This window comes from Marinospirillum sp., from assembly GCF_014859565.1.
Genome location: NZ_JACUUA010000061.1, coordinates 1 through 17828, shown reverse-complemented (window position 1 = coordinate 17828; position 17828 = coordinate 1). Strand labels below are relative to the sequence as shown.

16 protein-coding genes are annotated in these 17828 nt (G+C 44.2%); 6 read left to right on the top strand and 10 right to left on the bottom strand.

The features are described 5' to 3' along the window. The first annotated feature begins 135 nt into the window (after positions 1-135). Genes IBX50_RS09765 through IBX50_RS09745 form a run of 5 tightly spaced genes read left to right on the top strand, consistent with a single transcriptional unit; the run spans position 136 to position 5687 of the window. A complete protein-coding gene (locus IBX50_RS09765) occupies positions 136-1878 on the top strand; it encodes a hypothetical protein (RefSeq protein WP_292255441.1) in 1743 nt (580 codons plus the stop codon). After that, on the top strand, positions 1865-2218 hold the full coding sequence (locus IBX50_RS09760) for an HTH domain-containing protein (protein WP_292255439.1): 354 nt from the start codon (positions 1865-1867) through the stop codon (positions 2216-2218). The genes IBX50_RS09765 and IBX50_RS09760 overlap by 14 nt, the downstream gene beginning before the upstream one ends. Further along, positions 2219-2683, top strand: coding sequence for a restriction endonuclease (locus tag IBX50_RS09755; RefSeq protein WP_292255438.1), 465 nt, complete (start codon positions 2219-2221; stop codon positions 2681-2683). Positions 2684-2697: 14 nt separating this feature from the next. Continuing rightward, positions 2698-4638, top strand: a complete 1941-nt coding sequence (locus IBX50_RS09750) for a DNA sulfur modification protein DndB (protein WP_292255436.1) — start codon at positions 2698-2700, stop codon at positions 4636-4638. Then, the gene (locus IBX50_RS09745) at positions 4635-5687 is read left to right on the top strand and encodes a hypothetical protein (protein WP_292255435.1); all 1053 of its coding nucleotides are present in this window, start codon (positions 4635-4637) and stop codon (positions 5685-5687) included. Before IBX50_RS09750 ends, IBX50_RS09745 begins: the two co-directional genes overlap by 4 nt. A 2-nt stretch (positions 5688-5689) precedes the next feature. On the opposite strand, the gene dndE is transcribed toward IBX50_RS09745, so the two are convergent. Genes dndE through dndB form a run of 4 tightly spaced genes read right to left on the bottom strand, consistent with a single transcriptional unit; the run spans position 5690 to position 10770 of the window. Continuing rightward, positions 5690-6034, bottom strand: a complete 345-nt coding sequence (gene dndE / locus IBX50_RS09740; protein WP_292255434.1) for a DNA sulfur modification protein DndE — start codon at positions 6032-6034, stop codon at positions 5690-5692. Then, complete coding sequence (dndD, locus tag IBX50_RS09735; protein ID WP_292255432.1) at positions 6034-7998, bottom strand: DNA sulfur modification protein DndD; 1965 nt, start codon at positions 7996-7998, stop codon at positions 6034-6036. Before dndD ends, dndE begins: the two co-directional genes overlap by 1 nt. Beyond that, on the bottom strand, positions 7998-9692 hold the full coding sequence (gene dndC, locus IBX50_RS09730) for a DNA phosphorothioation system sulfurtransferase DndC (RefSeq protein WP_292255430.1): 1695 nt from the start codon (positions 9690-9692) through the stop codon (positions 7998-8000). Before dndC ends, dndD begins: the two co-directional genes overlap by 1 nt. Next, a complete protein-coding gene (gene dndB, locus IBX50_RS09725) occupies positions 9682-10770 on the bottom strand; it encodes a DNA sulfur modification protein DndB (RefSeq protein WP_292255429.1) in 1089 nt (362 codons plus the stop codon). The genes dndC and dndB overlap by 11 nt, the downstream gene beginning before the upstream one ends. Before the next feature lie 126 nt (positions 10771-10896). On the opposite strand from dndB, the gene dndA reads away from it, so the two are divergent. Next, positions 10897-12024 (top strand): cysteine desulfurase DndA, encoded by a 1128-nt coding sequence (dndA, locus tag IBX50_RS09720; RefSeq protein ID WP_292255427.1) that lies wholly within the window; start codon positions 10897-10899, stop codon positions 12022-12024. 97 nt (positions 12025-12121) lie between these two features. On the opposite strand, the gene IBX50_RS09715 is transcribed toward dndA, so the two are convergent. From IBX50_RS09715 to IBX50_RS09690, 6 genes are all read right to left on the bottom strand, one after another. After that, entirely contained in the window at positions 12122-13051 is a 930-nt protein-coding gene (locus IBX50_RS09715; protein WP_292255425.1) for a hypothetical protein, read from the bottom strand. A gap of 148 nt (positions 13052-13199) precedes the next feature. Then, positions 13200-14219, bottom strand: a complete 1020-nt coding sequence (locus tag IBX50_RS09710) for a TniQ family protein (RefSeq protein ID WP_292255423.1) — start codon at positions 14217-14219, stop codon at positions 13200-13202. Next, on the bottom strand, positions 14219-15115 hold the full coding sequence (locus IBX50_RS09705) for a TniB family NTP-binding protein (RefSeq protein ID WP_292255422.1): 897 nt from the start codon (positions 15113-15115) through the stop codon (positions 14219-14221). The genes IBX50_RS09710 and IBX50_RS09705 overlap by 1 nt, the downstream gene beginning before the upstream one ends. Next, positions 15112-16995 carry a Mu transposase C-terminal domain-containing protein gene (locus IBX50_RS09700; RefSeq protein WP_292255421.1) on the bottom strand — a complete coding sequence of 628 codons (1884 nt, stop codon included), beginning with the start codon at positions 16993-16995 and terminating at the stop codon, positions 15112-15114. The genes IBX50_RS09705 and IBX50_RS09700 overlap by 4 nt, the downstream gene beginning before the upstream one ends. Further along, a complete protein-coding gene (locus IBX50_RS09695; RefSeq protein ID WP_292255420.1) occupies positions 16992-17642 on the bottom strand; it encodes a TnsA endonuclease N-terminal domain-containing protein in 651 nt (216 codons plus the stop codon). Before IBX50_RS09695 ends, IBX50_RS09700 begins: the two co-directional genes overlap by 4 nt. Then, a partial coding sequence (locus IBX50_RS09690) for a hypothetical protein (RefSeq protein ID WP_292255418.1) occupies positions 17620-17828 on the bottom strand: 209 nt, incomplete at its 5' end. The genes IBX50_RS09690 and IBX50_RS09695, both read right to left, overlap by 23 nt.

Below are 17828 nucleotides of genomic sequence, written 5' to 3'. Positions count from 1 at the left end.
CCCGTTAGTCAGGTCGTCGTACCATGCAGACAAACAGGCGCATGGCGAAAAAATTGTGGGTTACAAAAATAAATAGTACTCTACATCAATAAATGAGACTTACATTGATGTTTTGTACTATAGGAGCCATGAGTTATGGCGCAAAAAATTCCAGGGATCATGGAGTTTCCCAAGGATGGACGCTTCTGGCGAGTTGATTGGCTTGGAGCGGTGCTGCCCAACCCGAATATAAGCACCGAACCTGGTTTTCAGGTGGTGCTTTCTCCTTTTAAAGAAAATCCCCTCGCTTCAGACAGTAAAGCTTTAGCGGCAATCAATGCGACCTATGTAGATCAGCAAAAAGCCATCCAGTTAGGGGTTGGCCAGCTTCCACTGATTGATATTGGCTCTATCTGGTTTAATGGTTACAAGCAAAACAAGTTTGCCGGAAAAGTTGAGTTCTTCACTGACCTTTTGATAAATCCCTCAACCACTCAGGTGGTACCCGCTCTCCACAAGGTCAATGACTTCAGCCTGATACCTTTCAGCTCATACCGTTTTGGGAAAGCAGGTGCTGGTAGCCAGTTGATTGCAGTATCTTCTGATGGTTACCCCTACAAAATTCTGATTCCGGCAATGGAGCTGATCAGGTTTTACTATGCGGTTTCTACCCACCTGTCACACGCACTTTTTACCGGCGTATTTCAGCACAATCTCAATGCAATCATTAACGTTGATCGATCTCAATACCTACCTGATGATGATCGTGTCATTCTTGGTCTACGACAGGAAATCACCGACGAGGAGGCGTGGGTTATTGCCAGAATACGTCGTTCAAAGGAAGCTGCTGGGGGCTGTAAAAGGATTTACGATGAGGTGCTGAGAGATGGGATTAATCGTGGCTATGTACATCCATCTTCCTGTTTTCCTTTCGAAGGCAAGACCAGTATACGAGCGCGAGTTAAATGGCTCCGTGATAGCATCAACTCCCCATGGCATTGTCTGGTACTCAGTTTAGAACAGTGTTCTGCACCTATGCCATATAGTGAGTTGACTGTCATCAGGGACAATGACGGGAGTCAGGCTGAAGACTGGACGGATATTCCTGAATCTGATAAACAGCTCTACAGCAGACCTAAAGCTAAGATAAACAAAGATGGCAGTCTGGATCTGCAAAGTCAGCATGATACCAATGCAGGCATTCAGCCAGCCGAACTGAGCTTACCAACGTCTCGATTTACTGCACTGATAGGTAGAAAGCCAGACAAGCCAACTAAAGAGCAGTGCCTGTATAGACGTGCGTGTGATAAAACCTCGGTGAGTCTGGTTGTTGATGAGTTGGGTACCGGCCAGGGTGGTTATGGTGAAGAAGAGCGAACAACTCAGCGGCTGAATATTGTTCCTGAACACGAGGAGCCAAAGAAAACCGCACTACCAGCAAGCTTTGAGACGTTTGTTGAAGCCGTAGAACTCTTGAATCAAACCGAGGGCTTCACGGCAGAAATACGGACTGCTGAGCTTCTGGAGTTCATGCCATTGATAAAGCCAGCATCCAAATGGCAATGGAGTTACCTGGATTCCAGTAGACGAGTACGAAGAAAAGTCATCGTTGCTGATATCAGCTTTGGTGGATACTGTTTTAATCTGATAGAGTTTGAGCAGCGCAAAAGTGAGCATTTCACTGTATGTATGCTGTCGGCTGGTAGAAGAATGCTAAAAGATAATGAATTGCACTCACTTCTGCAGTCCTGTGCAATAAAAAAAGGTGTCTGGAAAAATACCCGTTTTGATATTGCTCATGTTGCAGTTTTTAAGCATACATGGTTGGATACAATTTCATTCTGTAATTCAGTGACTGATAGAATTAAAAACAAGGAGTCAGGCAGTGACAATAGTTGAAGCTATCAAAGAAGTATTAAAAAACTATCCAGAAGGACTAACTGCTGGAAAAATATATGATGAAATTGTAAAGAGAAAGTTATACACATTTGGTGCTGTTGATCCAAAACAAGTTGTACGGAGTAAGCTTAGAAAGCATTGCGTAGGATTGGATTTTCCTTCTGCAAGCCCAACAAAACATTTTATGTTTGATGGTGGTAAGGGTAAAACCATAAAATACTCTATCTGGGATGGTGAACTTGAATCGAAAGATAAAATTGAACCTGCGCGTCCAGACAGGCTTCCAGAAGAAGTGGTTGATATAAATCACAAAGAACATGTGTCTCAAGTTAAAAACTAAATGATGGAATTTATATATAAGGCTGATTATGGTTTTTTTGAAAAACTTGTCATTAAGCTATTGCAAAAAATAGGTTATGGTTGGGATGAAAATGAGTCTGGTGTCCATACAGGTGGGCCGAAAGATGAAGGTGTTGATGGAATAATTCATCTTGATCAGCTTGGCTTGGATAAGGTTTATATACAGGCAAAAAGATACAAGGTAGGCTCTCCTATAGGTTCTGGCGATATACAAAGGTTTATTGGATCAATGAATACTAAAGGTGCAAGTAAGGGGGTTTTCATTACTTCATCAACATTTAGTGATCAAGCGGTTAAAGAAGCAGGGAAGGCTCAGCTAATGAAGGTTGAGTTGATAGATGGTGAGAAGTTGAGTGATGTGCTTATAAAGAATAATTTAGGTGTAAGTATATCGAAAAGCTATGAAGTTTACACGATTGATACTGATGCATTTTTAGATAACTAATATCTGAGGTTTATATGAGTATTGAAGATGTTTTGATAAAGTTCGATATGGAAGAGCCAAAGTTTGACTTTAATTTGATGGGGAGCTTTGGATCCTTTCACACAAAAAATAGCTATGAAGTAAATTATATGCTATGCAGTATGAACTATAAAGAAATGAAAACTCTTCAAGTAGCAGCAGATGCATTTCAGTTCAGTCAAGTCAGTTTCGATGAGATGGTTCAGCGTGAGATAGATGAAAAAAGAGTTAATAATGAAATTGTAGGTCAGTATTTAGAAGACGATATTGGAAGGGCACTTTTCTTCCCACCTCTAATTGTTTCTCTAGTTTCATTTGATGATAATGACAAGCCAGTACACAAATATACTAGCTCATATGAGTCTATGAATGTTTTAGAAAGCCATAAAGTGTTTAAGAAGCGTTGGGACAGGTATTTCGAAATAGAGTTGCCGGTAGTTGATCACGGTATAGATTACTATAAGTCAGATGAATATGGTAAAATTGTTATTTATAAAAATGCTATGAAGTTGCGGGGCGATTCTAGAAATGTAAAAATGGTAGTTATAGATGGGCAGCATAGATTGAAAGCTGTTGAAGAATATATAAGACGACATGGTGAGCAAAAAGACTATATTACTCTTCCAGTTTGTATATGCTTTTCACCAAAAGCGATGGAGCAAAATGGCCCAGAGGATATACTTGATACACTAAGAAACATGTTTGTAACTATAAATAATAAAGGGAAGCAGGTTAGTGGTCATTATTTAGACCTGCTAAATGACAATAGCTTGGCTTCACAAGCAGTGAGGTTATTGGCTAATAAATGGAAAAGAGAAACTGAAGACCCTCTGTATAGTAAGTTGCAGTTTATGGAATGGAATCAGAGGTCTGATTCTCAAGCTCGAAGAGTTAACCGCCCCCATTCAATTACTACGGTTTCAATGCTAACAGATTCTTTGAAGATGTCAGTTTTTGAAGCACAAAAAACATCTAATTTAACTACTATTCTTAATATTATTAAAGATAAAGATAAGTTTTATGATCCTGATCTTAGTGTATATGAGATTAAAGAAGATTGTTTTACTCATAGTCAAAAGCCTGCTTTATATAGGGCTATCGATGAAAGGTTGGTGCCTAGTTTAGATATGCTTTTCACAAAGCCTTCTGTTTACGGTAAAATTATTTCTAGTTATAATAGTGCAATTGCAGACTCATATCAAAAATCACAAGTGTCAACACCTGGTTATACTAGTTTCATCAGTATTATGCGGCGTTTTGGTGATGTTGATAAGAAGCTGAACGCTGATGAAACGATAAGTGCTAGCACGGATTTTTACAAGAAGATATTTTCTAATGAGCATTCAGACAACTACACAAGACTTGTTTTTAATCAAGCATATTTGCGTGCATGGGCAGATATTCTTTGTTTAAGTGATAGCTTTTCCTCTGATATTGAAGGATTTACTGAAATTTATATACTCGCTTTAGAAGAGATTTGTTTTGATGAAAGGAGGCAGGTTTTTTCTAAGTCAAGGCTTTATAATCAGAATACACTTTATAAGGGTTCAAAGCCAAATGTTACCCGATTAGGGAAAGATTGCTGGTACTATCTTGTATTAACTACTTTATTGTCTAAAAGGTCATTGAGTATATTTTCTGATTACCTTAAGGCTAAGCATGATGCAAAGTCTGAGCTAGATAGAGTGGTCTTGTTTTTGACTGATGCATCAAAAGAATTTGTTAGAATAGTAAATGATGAGGTGCATAAAGATAACATCAAAAATTGGAAGATAAAGGATTATTCGGGTGCATTCAAAAGGGAGCTAGAAGAGCTTGAGTCTACTGGAGAAATTGGTAAGCTCGAAAGTCTTCTGAATGAACGTTCATGTGAGCAGTTTAATGAAAGGATAGATTTGCTATCTAATGTTATAGACTTGGATTTATTAATGCTATGACTAGAGTAGAGCTGTGGGGCGGTTTTTCAAATGTAGGTGCTGATGTGATGCTTGTGCCTAAACAATTTGAAGATGATTTTCTTGAGTTTTATGATCAAGGCTGTTTTGAACAGCACCCGAATCATGTCTATATGATAAATAATTTTGATTTGGTGGAGGATGATCTAGATCTTTTGTTTTTCATTTTATCTCATAAGTATGGAGGCTGCTTCACGAAGCAGCCTAGATTAATTGAGTTTATTATGAGGTATAATGGTGCTGTAATCTATCCGGGATTTTCATTTGGTGTTGGTGGTTATAGAGCTGAAAGCAGGCTGGCATCGGTAATTTTTAAATCTTTTAAAGAGGTTATTGAAAAGCTAGATGATTTCTCAAAAGATTTTTTCTTGAGGTTTCCTCATTCTGGTGAAGATAACTGGATTGTTGCACCACTCTCAATGTTAACTAATAATAGTTTTCCGGAGTTGAATTTCTATTATGATGCCAATCATATAAGTGGAGTTTACTATAAAAAGGTTGCTGGGCTTAGGTCTGTTTTTGAAGAGTATGCTGACCTAAATCTTCATGAGAAGATTTGTTTTATATCGTCATATTTTCTTGTTAAATCTGAGTATTTGTTTTCTTTTGGTGATATAACACAGGCTATTGTTTTTTTACATCGGGCTGTTGAAACTTTATTTATTTCTTGGCTTGTCGAAGATAGGCAGTTGTATATTAATAGTGCTGGTGAGATTGGTTGTGATAAGTATAAATATCTTATGGACTATATGGGTATGGTAAAATCTAGTAGGTCTATCTCTGATAATGAATCCAGGGCTATCAAATGCCTTAATTTGTTAAGAAATAAGTGTAAGTATGCCCATGGTTATTCCTATGTTGATTATAGTGACGCATGCGCCTTGTTGAGAGATCTTTCCGGTCTTTTTTACCAAGATGCCACTGTGTCTAGCTATTCGAAATCTTTTAAAGATGCTCTAAATCTCGATGATGATTTTTTTAATATAATTTATATTTATTTGCTTGAGTCGTTTTGCGTTCGGAAGCTTTGATTTTATCTTGTTGTGTTGTGCTTTATATTTATACCTCTGTTGATATGTAGTTTTAAAAAGTCTGTGATCTGAATATGGCCAAGATGTGCACTTTGCTTTTTGTAGGCTTCTCTCAGTATGGCCAGGTAGACATCAGCGTACTCACCTGCAAAGACTTTCCAGCTCATTTCCACATTACTGTTGGAAGGGATTTCTTCGTAAGGTGGCACTGTTTTATCGGCCAATGATTGGCAAAGTGCCCACCTGCAGAGCACATTCCAGTTCTCTATACCTGTTTTCGATTTCAGGCGAATGAGTTGCTGCTTTTGTTTTTCAGATAGTCTGATGGTATCAATTGTGGGTAGCATTAGAAGTAACCTTCCAGAATTGTAGATGACTGAGCTTCTTCATCAAATTTAATGTGATATTCACGGCTGATATGGGGTCTCAGCTTGTTGTGGTATTCACCTGTGATTTCTTCATCGGTTGATAACAGGATCACCTGCTTCCCGGCCAGTGGGAAATAGTTTTCTACGAGCAAATTACGGTGTTGTCCGTCTAGACGACCAAGTGGTGTATCGATAACAGTGGGTAGCTCTTTGCCCGAGGTTTCGGCCAGGCCCCACATAATGGCCACGGCCAGTAGCTGTCGTTCACCTGCTGATAGCCTGTCTGGGCTTAGCTCATCACCTTCCGGAGTGAACAGGGTGATACTGAATTGATCAGGATGGATGTTGATTGATCGAATCAGCTGATTTTTTCTTGTGAGCGTCAGAAACTTGTCGGTAATGGTTCGCTCTAGCTGTTCGATATTGTCTCTGATCAGGCCTTTGGCAAAGCTTTTCAATGTGCTCTGCAGGTGGTCAATGTGTTCAACAACCTGTGCCGAACGTTTTTGCTCAAAGGTATCCTTGTTTTGTTGAGTTAGCAGCCGGGTATAGCGTTGGTTGAGTAATTCTTGCTGTTCTTCCTTGGTTTGGAGCTCATCAGTGGTTTTTTTGAGCAGGTTTTCCAGACGAGTGTATTCGTGTTCCAGGCCTGAAAGCTCAGCAATGATGTCTTTAACCTTGTCGTAGTCTGGTATCGTTTGCTCTTTTTTCTCCAAAAGAGAAAGCTGTTCCAATAGCCGTTCACGCTCAGCTTGCAAACGCTGGCGTTCAACTCGATCATTTTTCAGCTTTTCTTCTAGCCCCACAAAAACTGAAGGAGAAATGCCCAGGTAGCACTCTTCGATTGCTAAGCTTTGACGCTTCCTGGCAATAGACTGGATGGCATCACTGACCGCCTGCTGAGCAAACATATCGACATTTGAAGCATTCAGTGTTTCTACCAGCTCTTTCTCATAGTGGTGAATTGCATCATTCAAGAGCCTTGATTGCTGAATCGTTTCTTCTTTTTGTGCTTGTAAGTGAGCATCCTGGATTAGATCAGGAATCAACGATAGTGGACCACAGCCAGCATCCAGACGCGCACGTTGCTGTTTGTTGTCTTCAAGCCGTTGTCGCAGGCTGCCCAGCTCAAACTTTATAAAGTCGCGCTCTTCAATCAGGTGGGCACCCGCATTACGAGCCTGGTGTCTGACTTTGTTGATGTTGACGCTAAGATCTCGAATGGCTTTATCGTAGTTAGCCACTTGCCCTTTAAGCTGGTGAGTTTCGTCGTTCAGCTGGCCGATTTCTGCTTCACATTGCTCAACTTTTTGAATGACATCTTCATCCAGGTTTTCACTGGAGCGAGCTTTCTGAATCATGCCTAAATCAAGATCCAATTGTGTAAGCAGATCCAGCCCCAGTAAGTTTTCTAATCCTGTTTTGACCAATTCAGAGCTGCGCTCGGGTTGAGCAAAGGTTTCAATTTTCTCGCCGTCGAAAAAGAACAGATCGGAGAGTGAAAGGGGCATGAATTCATTGATGAACTCATCCCAGAAATCACTGAGGTGCCCATCATAGTGGCCATCACAATATACAAGGGTTTTATCTCTGGTGTTTTCAGGCTGTCTGGCTGGCGACCAGCTGCGAAAAACTGCATAGGTTTTTTCTTCGGTACCCAGGGTTTGTGTGAACTCTATGCCTACTTCTGTGTGCTCTTCAGGGCTGATATAGCGATTGCGTGCGTTTACCAAAAAGGCACCGTAAGCCATGCTGCCTCGATTGGAGCATTTGGCGTGTTTACCGTACAAAGCAAGTTGCAGGGCATCGAGGAAGGTGGTTTTGCCACCGCCATTCAGTGCTCCCAACAGAATGATGGGCTTTCCATCTTGTGGGCTCAGGTCAATATCGTGCTGGCCTTTGTAGATACCAAAGTTTTTGATCGTGATTTTTTTAAATCGCATTAGCTGGCTTCCATGATGTCGATCACACGGCCACTGTTCTCATCATCGATTTCAATAGCTTCGATTAAAAGTGAGCTGTACCCCACTTCGTTAATAGAGCGTGTGATGACAGCAATTTTTTTCTGTATCTCTTCTTTTTCGGAGTCGCTTAACGAGTGGACGTTACTTAAATGAATTTGTAAGTTGTGGCGCTCTCTTTCAAGAGCAAACTTCTTGGCTTCTTGCATCGACTTGAATGCACCGGTATCCAGCACTTCGTTTAATTCATTTTTAAGGTTGGCGCGTCTAAGCTGGCTCTTGTGCTTGTTGGCAACGCTGAGCACAGCTCTGATTTGCTGGTAGAGCAGCCCATCCTTGTCCCCTTGTTGCTCACAGTGAGTTTTCAGGCGTGTCAGTACGTCTCTGTTCAGCACTGGATGGTGGGCTCTGGGTTTACCAGGGTAGGGCTTTTTAACGACTTGCTCGTAGATATATGGCAGGTTGTCTTCTGCTTCGTGCTTTTCTTCCAGCCAGATTTTCCGGATGGCTTCCAGTTCTTCCAGTGGCAGTAGTTCCAGTGTCTTGACTTCCGGCGGCCCCATTCGTTGTACGGCAATCTGGGCTTCAAGTACCTTTCGTAACAGGTGTTCTCTAAAGGATTGAAGGTAAGGACCGGGTACTAAATCCGCCCCTCTGCTGGTGATATGAACAGTGAGCTTGCCATTCATACGGCGAAAGTCTCGGTTCGCTTTGTCTTTGCGAAGTTTTTCGAGCTTTTTTTCATGGCTTGGATCATTGACTTCAATTTCATTTCGCAACGAGACCAGTGGCATCATCCACTCTTTTTCTTCATCGTTGGCGATCATGGCATTCATGGATTTATCTTCTGAAACCATGGTGCATACGTAACAACCGAAGCGACTGTCGCCACAGCTTTGGGTCGACTTATCAACGACTAAAGGACATTCACCACCATCAGTAGCACCCTGATACATGCCCATCAGCTCCTGGTTGGTAAATCCCCAGGGGTTTTTGACACTGTTCAGATAGATCCAGACATCATCATTGCTCCAGTCCGCAATCGGTGCATAAACCCAGACTCGTTCCAATGAGCCGTTTTCAGTTAACCCCATGGCCTTGCGTGTGTTACTGGTGGATTCTTCAAAGCGTTCCATGGATGCGGCTCTGGCAGTACTTTCAGCTTTTCGTGTACCTAAGACTAAAATGGCCTCTCCGTTTTTTTCTGCAAGCCCTTTAATGAAACTGTTGGAAGGGGAGATTTTCAGTCGGTCAGTGCACCACCTGAATTTGGCTCTGGGCGCTGGGTAGCCCTTACCAATCAAATTCACCCAGAACCGGTCTTTGACCTGGGGCGTGAGCCTGTGGGGAGTGATGGGTAACTTTTGTTCAGCAGCGGCCTCTTTCATATGGGATAGAGACTTTTCTACCCACATGGCCACGATAGGGTTTTCAACCAGGGTATCGGTGCTGATCACATGCACAGGTTTGTTCGTTTTTCCTTCCTCAGCGAGTTCACTCAGTGCATTCCAAATCAGCTGAAGTGTTGCTGTTGAGTCTTTGCCGCCACTGTATCCAATAACCCAGGGAACTGAGTCAGACAGATAAAGCTGCTTTATGTGAGCGGTAGCGGAACTTAAGACGGATTTCAGCCCTTTGTCACCGAATGCTGAGTACAATCCCGTATTAGTTGCCATAGTGTGCCTCTGTAAAGCTTTGCTCTGTTTTGGTTTCTCTCTCATTGAGAGGTAGACTCAAATATTTCTTAATCTGAATTCTTGTCAACTCAATAGCACCGCCACTATTCCTCATGCTCTTGTTGATGATGCATCGACCTTGCCAATCTTTGTTCTTCCGGCTCCAGTTGATACTGCGGAGCCCTTCGAGTGTTTTTTCCCAGTTTTCTTGCTTGAGAAGTTGAGCACCGAGTTGGCCAATGGCTCGAATGGTCACCGCGTGCGCGTGGATTGTTTCATCACGAAACTCTCTTCCTGAAGCTTTATCTTCACAGATCATCACCCAGGCTGGCATATTGCTCAGAACGGTATGCCAAAATTTTGAGGCAACAGGGATAAGCTCTTGATAGTTATCTTTTGTGATCTTACCCAGCAATTCTTTGGTGGCTTTATGTAAGGCGCTATGGCTGACCAGTTTTCTTGAGCGAGTCCCCAGGTTACTTTTTTCCATATGGATCAGTTTAGAAAACTGATCACTCTGCAGAACAACAGACTTGGAAAGCATGGCGTCAGGGCTGTCATCGTAAGTGATGCTCAAGGAGGAATCTGATTTTACTGGGTAGAGATTCAGATCCTTAAAAATCCGCTGACGATCCTCAAGGGATTTATTGGAAAAAATCACAACCGAAATTGACTCTTCACCCAGGCTTGGGTCTTCTTTCAAAGCTCTTTGGATGGCGGCATTCCGATGTTGGCCGTCCGTGATGAAAATATCTGCTTCTTCATCAATAGTCAGAGAGCCAATTTTTTGTTCATGTTTGCTATCACCAATAGGGGTAAAGCTTGATTCTCCGGTGATGCACGCAGTGAGTGCAGAGAAGACATACTTGTCTCTGCTGTCTAAAATGTAGTGAGCAATATCCGGGATCCGATCTTCATTGATGATACGTTGCGCTCGCTGCTCCACTGGCAGTTGGCTCTCATCAAAAGTAAATATTTTGCTGAGACGTTTCAGAGGGCACATGGCGATGTAGTATTCTTGACCAGCCTGGATGCCTTTGATCGCAGGAAACGAAATGCCTGAAACCAGCTCACTCATTTTTCGATCTCCCCGATGCCTGTTCGTAAACAAAAACAGCCGTTCGTACGAACGGCTGCAGCCTCTGAATTCTATAGGATTTGCCCGTGCGTGTCCTCCTTAAAACGAAAAAATGAATGAACTTTTATGACTGAATACCTTGATATGAGTGCTTCCACTCCTGTCTTACCTGAGGTTGCTGAAGCCGTCGCCCACCATTTTCTGGTCGAGTTCGGCAATGCTGGCAGTAGGACGCACAGCTACGGTGCGCAGGCAAAAAAAGCCGTTGAGTATGCGCGACAACAGGTAGCAAATATTGTGTGTGCAGAAAAGTCTGGCGTTATTTTTACCAGTGGTGCGACTGAAAGTAACAACCTGGCCATTCTGGGATTGCGCAGCTATGCCAGTGAACAAAAAAAACGACATGTTATTACAACCTCGATTGAGCATAAGGCTGTTCTGGAGCCCATGTCAGTTTTGGAAAAGGAAGGGTTTGAGGTGACCTATTTGCCTGTTGATGAATCGGGGGTTGTGTCCGCAGTAGAGCTTTCAAAGGCTTTGCGAGAGGATACTGTTCTGGTTTCTGTGATGCATGTGAATAACGAAACAGGGTCAATGCAGCCAATAGAAGCCTTGTGTGATGTTCTTCACGGGCATGATGCTTATTTTCATGTTGATGCCGCTCAGAGCTTTGGAAAAATTTCTGGCTCACTGGTTAATGAACGCATTGATATGATGAGTGTGAGTGGGCACAAGATGTATGCCCCTATGGGTATTGGCGCTTTAATCCTGAGAAAACGAGGATTCATGCGGGTTCCTCTAACTCCATTAATGTATGGCGGCGGCCAAGAACGAGGTTTGCGCCCCGGCACTTTGCCTGTACCTCTGATTGTTGGGTTGGGTGTGGCTTGCGAACATTGCCTGTCTAAGGCAAGTCAGTGGCAGGATCATGCGAATAGTCTGAAACAGGCATTGGTAGCAGCTTTGGATGGTTTAGGTGCGGAATATAACGGAGAGCAGACATCCCCTTACATATTGAATTTTTCTGTACCTGGGGTGAACTCTGAAGCAGCCATGGTAGCGCTTAAAGATATTGTAGCTGTGTCCAATGGCTCTGCTTGTACTTCGTCCAGCTATACACCTTCCCATGTGCTTCTTGCTATGGGGTTATCAGAAGAGCGAACTGCAGGTGCAATCAGAGTATCTTGGGGGCCAATGACAAAGACTCTTCCGGTAGAGGCAATAGTAAATAAACTCAGTACGTTAAAGATATAAATTGTGATTGAGAAAGGCAGTTTGTTTTGGAGCAAGAAAGAAAGCCCCGTTTGATGATCAAATCCTCGTAAGGGTCTTCCCGTTGAGATCTAGAATATCATTGTTTTTCTAGTTGTGCGGTGCGACACTTCCATGAAAATAAAAGCTCTTTGAGTTCAACAATGATATTTTCATTGAAGCCTTGCATCGGTTCTGATGTATTTGCAAGATATTGGTGGACAGCTTCACTTAACGTGCCCAGCTGCTTCCAAATCAATTCAAGTTCCCTCAAGTGAGGGATGATGCCTAGGTTTTGAAACTCTATTTCTGCTTCACGAATATATCTATTCATGCGTGACTGCCAGGCTGTACACACCACGTAGGCCTCATTAGGCTTCGTTGCTCTTGAAGCGCATTCAACAGCATACTTAACACTATTGATAAAGAACTCACAGTGTGCATCAGCAGACACTTGGCATCTGATCATTCCTTGCAAAGTATTGATGTGATTTGCCGCCTGTTGTAAAGCTTCACGCATGTCAGCAAGGTCTTGCCTATTGATGGATCGGTTATTCATATTAACCATCCGAATAGCGGTGCGCAGAAAGCCTGGAATGTATGGAAAATGCTCACGGCAAGATGCAAACATAGTGCTTTCAGTATCAGAAATGGTAATTTCTTCGAGCTGTCCTGGCGCTAATGTGATCTGATTTTTATAAGTTGTATAAAACTCTTCTGCAGCAGCAACAGCATCTATAGGCTGTTCTAATAGCTCGAGTGGCGTCATTTCCCCTTCTACCAAAACCTGTTCGTAAAGGTGATTTATAGCAAGGTAAGCATGGCGATATTTTTCGATTGCTTGCTGAAACAATTCCTCAGGCTCGATTGCAACAGGTTTGAACATAACTACTACCGGTAAGGTTCTCTCCATAGCAATATATTTGATTATTGTCCCAAGGTACTCTCTTAAGCTGAATCCAGCGGCCTGTGCTGCTCTCTCTGCAATTTCTTTTTCTGCATCTGAAATACGGATATTCAGTTGTGCCATGACATGATTCTCGTATGTTGAGCCTGTTATTTTTCTTCACTTGGACAGTATGTAGCAAAATCGTATCATGATAATCAAATGATACGCAAGGGCTGGGTGTCTGTTGTATGCCTTCTCTGCTCGGGTTCGAAGCTCAGCGGCTGATCCTTCAATAGTTTATGGTAATTCTGTAATGGGTTCTGCTTCTTGATTCAATCCACTTAAGGACATGAGCCTTAGTTTCAGGCTCAAGATCTCTGTAGAGCAAGTTGATCCTAATAGTTTTTTGCTGAATGGCTGTTCTGAGTTTGCGCTTGTGGGTCATCAGCCACCAGGCCAGTTGCAGGATAGCATGGCGTTCCTGAATATCCCTGAGCTCAAAGTGAGTTCGCTGATCAGATAAATTCGGTTGTAGGTAGCCGCCTTTCCCGCAAACGTGCTGTATCAGCTTCTTGCCGGATTGATGGCTGCTCATGAGTCGGCAGAGCTGGTGCAGTAAGGTCAGGTTTTGGTAACGGATGTGTCCGCTTGGGTAGAACTGCTGGTCAATCACCTTGAGCAGGGCACTCCAGAGCTTGTTGACTCGCTTCGGGTAAAGATTGATCTCAGTGGTGGCCGCATTGCTGAGCTTGGCATCACACTGCCAGCAATGATCCAGTTGACCTGCCAGAATGTTTGGTTTACCTAGTTCTGCGCGGTGAAATGCAACCGGTGCTCCACATTTATGACATCGGTCGGCCATCAGAATGCGATGTTTGGGACAGAAAGTGTAAAGAGACAGCCGCCAGGCGAGTCTGAAATAGGGTGTTTCATCTGCTGCGAGGCATGCCGGGCAATATTGAATGCCGTAACCAGTGTTGATTCTGTGATGGTGTTTTGCAGGAAGAAACCAGCGAAGCTGGCTGGCAGGGTGAAGAATGGGAAACAGACGTTTTTCGTACAATCTGGCAGTGGTATGGTGCACCAGCTTGATCGGTGTGCCAGTCTTCTGGCTCATGATGTTTAAAAGCCAGTCTGGAGCATTGCGGTCGATGTCCCGGTACCAGACTTGATACTCCTTACCAAAAACTTGATCACAAAAAGTCTGAACCTTCATGCCATTGGCATGAGCACAGCGCACTAGCCAGGATGACAAACATTCATCTTGTAGTGGGTGAGGATGCGCTGGCCAGAGCGTTCCTGACAGCATCAGCGAACGCCTTCCAGTTGCCGTTTGCGTTTGGATGGTGGTGTCCAGTCAACTTGCTGAAGCAGTTTTACTGAAATTTGCTCGCTACCTGAGAGAATCGCTTGGCTGCAGGCTTCAGATAACAAGCGCGAGAGCTCCCCGATATAACCCTCTGACATGGCGTAGAGAACAGAGGCCAGCTCTTGTTGAGCAAGGCTTGATGCTTGCTTCAGTGGAAGCATACGTTCAAAGCTGGCCAGCAGTCGTTGAAAATCATGATCCATCTCCCAGCGAGGCAAGGTGACGGGTTCAAAGCGGTTGGCCAGCTGAGGGTCTGTCTGCAGTGCCCGGAAGGCATCCTTGGTGCCAACGCCAACGATGCTGATTTGTAGCTCGTTACCCAGATACTTGATGACGTTCAAAAAAGCTTTCTGGCGGTTCAAGTTACCAGCAAGAATATGGTGGATTTCGTCAATGACCAGCACCTTCAAGCCCACATAACGAAGCAGCTTGATGGCCTGAAATTGTTTCTTGTCCACGCGCTCACTGGGTCGGTAGGGCGCGAATAAAAGCTCAAGGATGGCATTATAAAAGCGGCCTTCATCCGGCACTGGTGGTGCCTGAATCAGTAGAACCGGAGCCTGAATACCATCACCGGATGGGTTGTCGATTGCTGGATGCAGGTTTTTGAAGCGCTGAGCCAGCATGGTTTTGCCATTATTGGTGTCACCAACAATCAGTAGATTTGGCATCCGGTGGGTTCTGGGGTAAATCAGCAGGTCTTCCAGTTTGGCAAGTATCTGTTTTGCTTTTGGATAACCAATCCAACGCTCAGATCGTATTTTGAGAATCCTCTCAGCATCAGACAGACCCAATGCTTTAATGGCTGAGTCGTTTAAGTGGCTATAGGTGCTCATGACAAGTCGTCCATTTCATCAAATGGCTGAATGTCCAGTGGCGGTGGAGCCGGTTCATTGGTCATTGAGCGATTGGATTCCGTGCTTTCAATGGGAGCCGGTCTGGTCAAAGGTTTTTCCACCTGCTGATGATGGATTCGTCTTTGATTCACACGGCGAGCTGCCTTGCTCTTGGCTATTGCTTCAGCTTCGATCTCGCGCATACGGTCATAGGCATCAAAAATACTGCGTTCACTCAAGTGGCGACGCTTATCTGATTTGACTTTGCTCCTGGCTTCTCGCAGTTCCCAGATACTGATTGCAGGGTGAGAGGTATCTCGGTAGGGAATGGGATAATAGGTCTGAATTTCGGGATCAAAAAACCAGATCACACTCAAGTCCCGAGGGTCGCGCCGAAAAGTGAATTTGCGTTTTCGCTGGCTGTCTCTGGGATCCGGGGCATTGATCCAGCGCCTGAGTACATCGTGGTAGTAATGGATTTCATCAATCACCACGCCATAATCCTGCACGGTTCGGAGCTCAAAGGGCATAAAGTCCAGACGCAGCCGATCTTCATCCGTAATTTTGGTGGGCAGGCCGCAACCGGGGTGCTGGTCGTCCCCCAGAATGCCTTGCTTATAAGCATCTATGGGAGCTTTGCCCAAAGAGGAATGGATTTTCTGGTGATAGACATCGGCAATATAGATGGACAGCCAGCTTTCAAACTCCGATAAGGTCAAGGCAGCGTTTTTTTCTGGTTTGTAGTCGCCTTTAGCTTGAATGTTGGAAAAAGTGGTGCCAGGCAGGGTGTGTATCTCTTTGGAAAAAGTCCCCAGTGCTCTTTCAACGTGTGCACCAAAGTTCGGGCGGGCAACAGGACGCCACTCAATATTGATGTTGTACTCATCACAGGCTTTCTGGAGCATTTCACCCCGAAACTCTTTGGCATTATCCACATGGACGGTGGTGGGCAGTCCCCATACCGGCCATTCGCTTTTAATGCCGTTTTGAGCCAGCCATTTGTCTTTGGGCAGTATTGAATGAGCCAGGCACAGACCCGTAGATAAGGCACTGGGCGGATCGAAAGATACATAGAAGCCCGTCACCATGCGGCTGCATACATCAAAGGCTAGAGTGATCCAGGGTCGTCCTATTGGCTGCCGGTAATGGTCATCGACCAGAATGATGTCGAGTTTGGTGTGGTCAATCTGTACAACCGACAGTGGCCAGTCTGCGCCTGGGAAAGAGCCTTTGTGCGGTTTGAATGACAGATCAGCTTTTTTACGACCCTCTCGCTGACTGGCAACCATCTCGGGTGAGAGTAGTTTTACGCGGTTGCGTATGGTGTTGTCGTGGGGCGGCTCCAGGTCAGCCTGCATACAACGCTTGACGATTTCATCACAGAGCTTCTGAACAGACTTCTTCTGCAAAGTCAGAAAATCAGTGGCCATGGCTTCATGGATAATCTCTTCAACTTCGGGTGTCAGCCGGGTTGCTCCTTTGTCTTTACGCACCTTGGGGAGTAGCGAGGATAAAACACCGGAACTCTCGAAAGCTCGGATCCAGGTGTACAGGGTGTTGGTTGAAACCGAGTGTTCCTGTGCATGGGCTGCTACCTGTGCCCGAGTTCTGGAAGGCAAATGGAGAAGGGGTTTAATTATCTGCAGGCGGTTGCGAGCGATTTCCCAGGCATGGTCATCAATCAGTGTCAGATCTGGCCGCTTTACAAGCTCAGTGTCTGTGTCCGGAGCCTGCAAATCAGTAATGTTGGCGTTGATGACTTCGTGGTTATCTTCCGCAATCAGTTCAGCCAGCTGCAGAGAAAGAAACTGAACGATCCGGTACGAGCGCCCTTGGTAACTGACGCGCTTTCCACGTTTAAGAAGCAGTTGTTGGCTCATGCATTTAGCCTCCAGATTCTGCTCGACATGGTCAGAGGCTGATCCAGATCAGTGGCGATTTGTCGTGTTCCTATCAGATACCAGAGTGTAGGTAGTAAACGAGCTTGATTCCATTGATCCTGATAGATGTAGGCCAGAAGATCTTTGGGGGTTGAATGGATCAAACTTTCGATGGCTGTATCCAGAATATCCATATCGGTTTCTGATGTAGGTCCTTTTTTAACAAAAGGAAGCAGGAATTTTGCGTTTTTCAGGCTGGTTTCACGTATTTCCATCTCAGTAATGAGTTTAAACCGCCACCCCTTGCTCCTGGCGAACTGCAAGGCAGCTTTAAACTTGGGTTTCAGATCCAGCCAGTGCTCTTTAAGCTCGTTGCGATACTTCACTTCGTAAAGGGTGGTGGGGTGACGGGGATTGTGAAAATAGACCAAAACATCGGGTGTGTAGGTGCGATTCTTATTCGATTCATCAAGCCAGTGAATAGTGACTGGCTGCACTTCAAAGCTTTCGACGGCCGGGTTGAACTCAAGCAGTGTAAGGAAGTCACGTTCGAGAGTGGATTCAAACTGAGCACGTCCGGTAGCCTTGTGGTGAGAAGCCACGCCGGTGACGTTGCGGTAGTTTTTAGGGATTTTGCGCACTGGCATTTGTGTCAATCCAATACAGAATAACTTTGTAGGATTCTGCCATTAGACGCCATATTTGTTGGCGAGTACAGAAGAGCCTTGGCTTATCGGCTGCAATTAGTCGATTGAGTATAGTGGACTGTTGGAAATGACAAAAATCAGTTAAGCCGTCTGGGTGTTCAGTCCAGAAAACCGCACCACCAGTTG

Coding starts and splice junctions, on each gene's coding strand:
- IBX50_RS09765 (WP_292255441.1), top strand. CDS start 136: ATGGCGCAAAAAATTCCAGGGATCATGGAGTTTCCCAAGGATGGACGC.
- IBX50_RS09755 (WP_292255438.1), top strand. CDS start 2,219: ATGATGGAATTTATATATAAGGCTGATTATGGTTTTTTTGAAAAACTT.
- IBX50_RS09750 (WP_292255436.1), top strand. CDS start 2,698: ATGAGTATTGAAGATGTTTTGATAAAGTTCGATATGGAAGAGCCAAAG.
- IBX50_RS09745 (WP_292255435.1), top strand. CDS start 4,635: ATGACTAGAGTAGAGCTGTGGGGCGGTTTTTCAAATGTAGGTGCTGAT.
- dndE (WP_292255434.1), bottom strand. CDS start 6,034: ATGCTACCCACAATTGATACCATCAGACTATCTGAAAAACAAAAGCAG.
- dndD (WP_292255432.1), bottom strand. CDS start 7,998: ATGCGATTTAAAAAAATCACGATCAAAAACTTTGGTATCTACAAAGGC.
- dndC (WP_292255430.1), bottom strand. CDS start 9,692: ATGGCAACTAATACGGGATTGTACTCAGCATTCGGTGACAAAGGGCTG.
- dndB (WP_292255429.1), bottom strand. CDS start 10,770: ATGAGTGAGCTGGTTTCAGGCATTTCGTTTCCTGCGATCAAAGGCATC.
- dndA (WP_292255427.1), top strand. CDS start 10,897: ATGACTGAATACCTTGATATGAGTGCTTCCACTCCTGTCTTACCTGAG.
- IBX50_RS09715 (WP_292255425.1), bottom strand. CDS start 13,051: ATGGCACAACTGAATATCCGTATTTCAGATGCAGAAAAAGAAATTGCA.
- IBX50_RS09710 (WP_292255423.1), bottom strand. CDS start 14,219: ATGCTGTCAGGAACGCTCTGGCCAGCGCATCCTCACCCACTACAAGAT.
- IBX50_RS09705 (WP_292255422.1), bottom strand. CDS start 15,115: ATGAGCACCTATAGCCACTTAAACGACTCAGCCATTAAAGCATTGGGT.
- IBX50_RS09700 (WP_292255421.1), bottom strand. CDS start 16,995: ATGAGCCAACAACTGCTTCTTAAACGTGGAAAGCGCGTCAGTTACCAA.
- IBX50_RS09695 (WP_292255420.1), bottom strand. CDS start 17,642: ATGCCAGTGCGCAAAATCCCTAAAAACTACCGCAACGTCACCGGCGTG.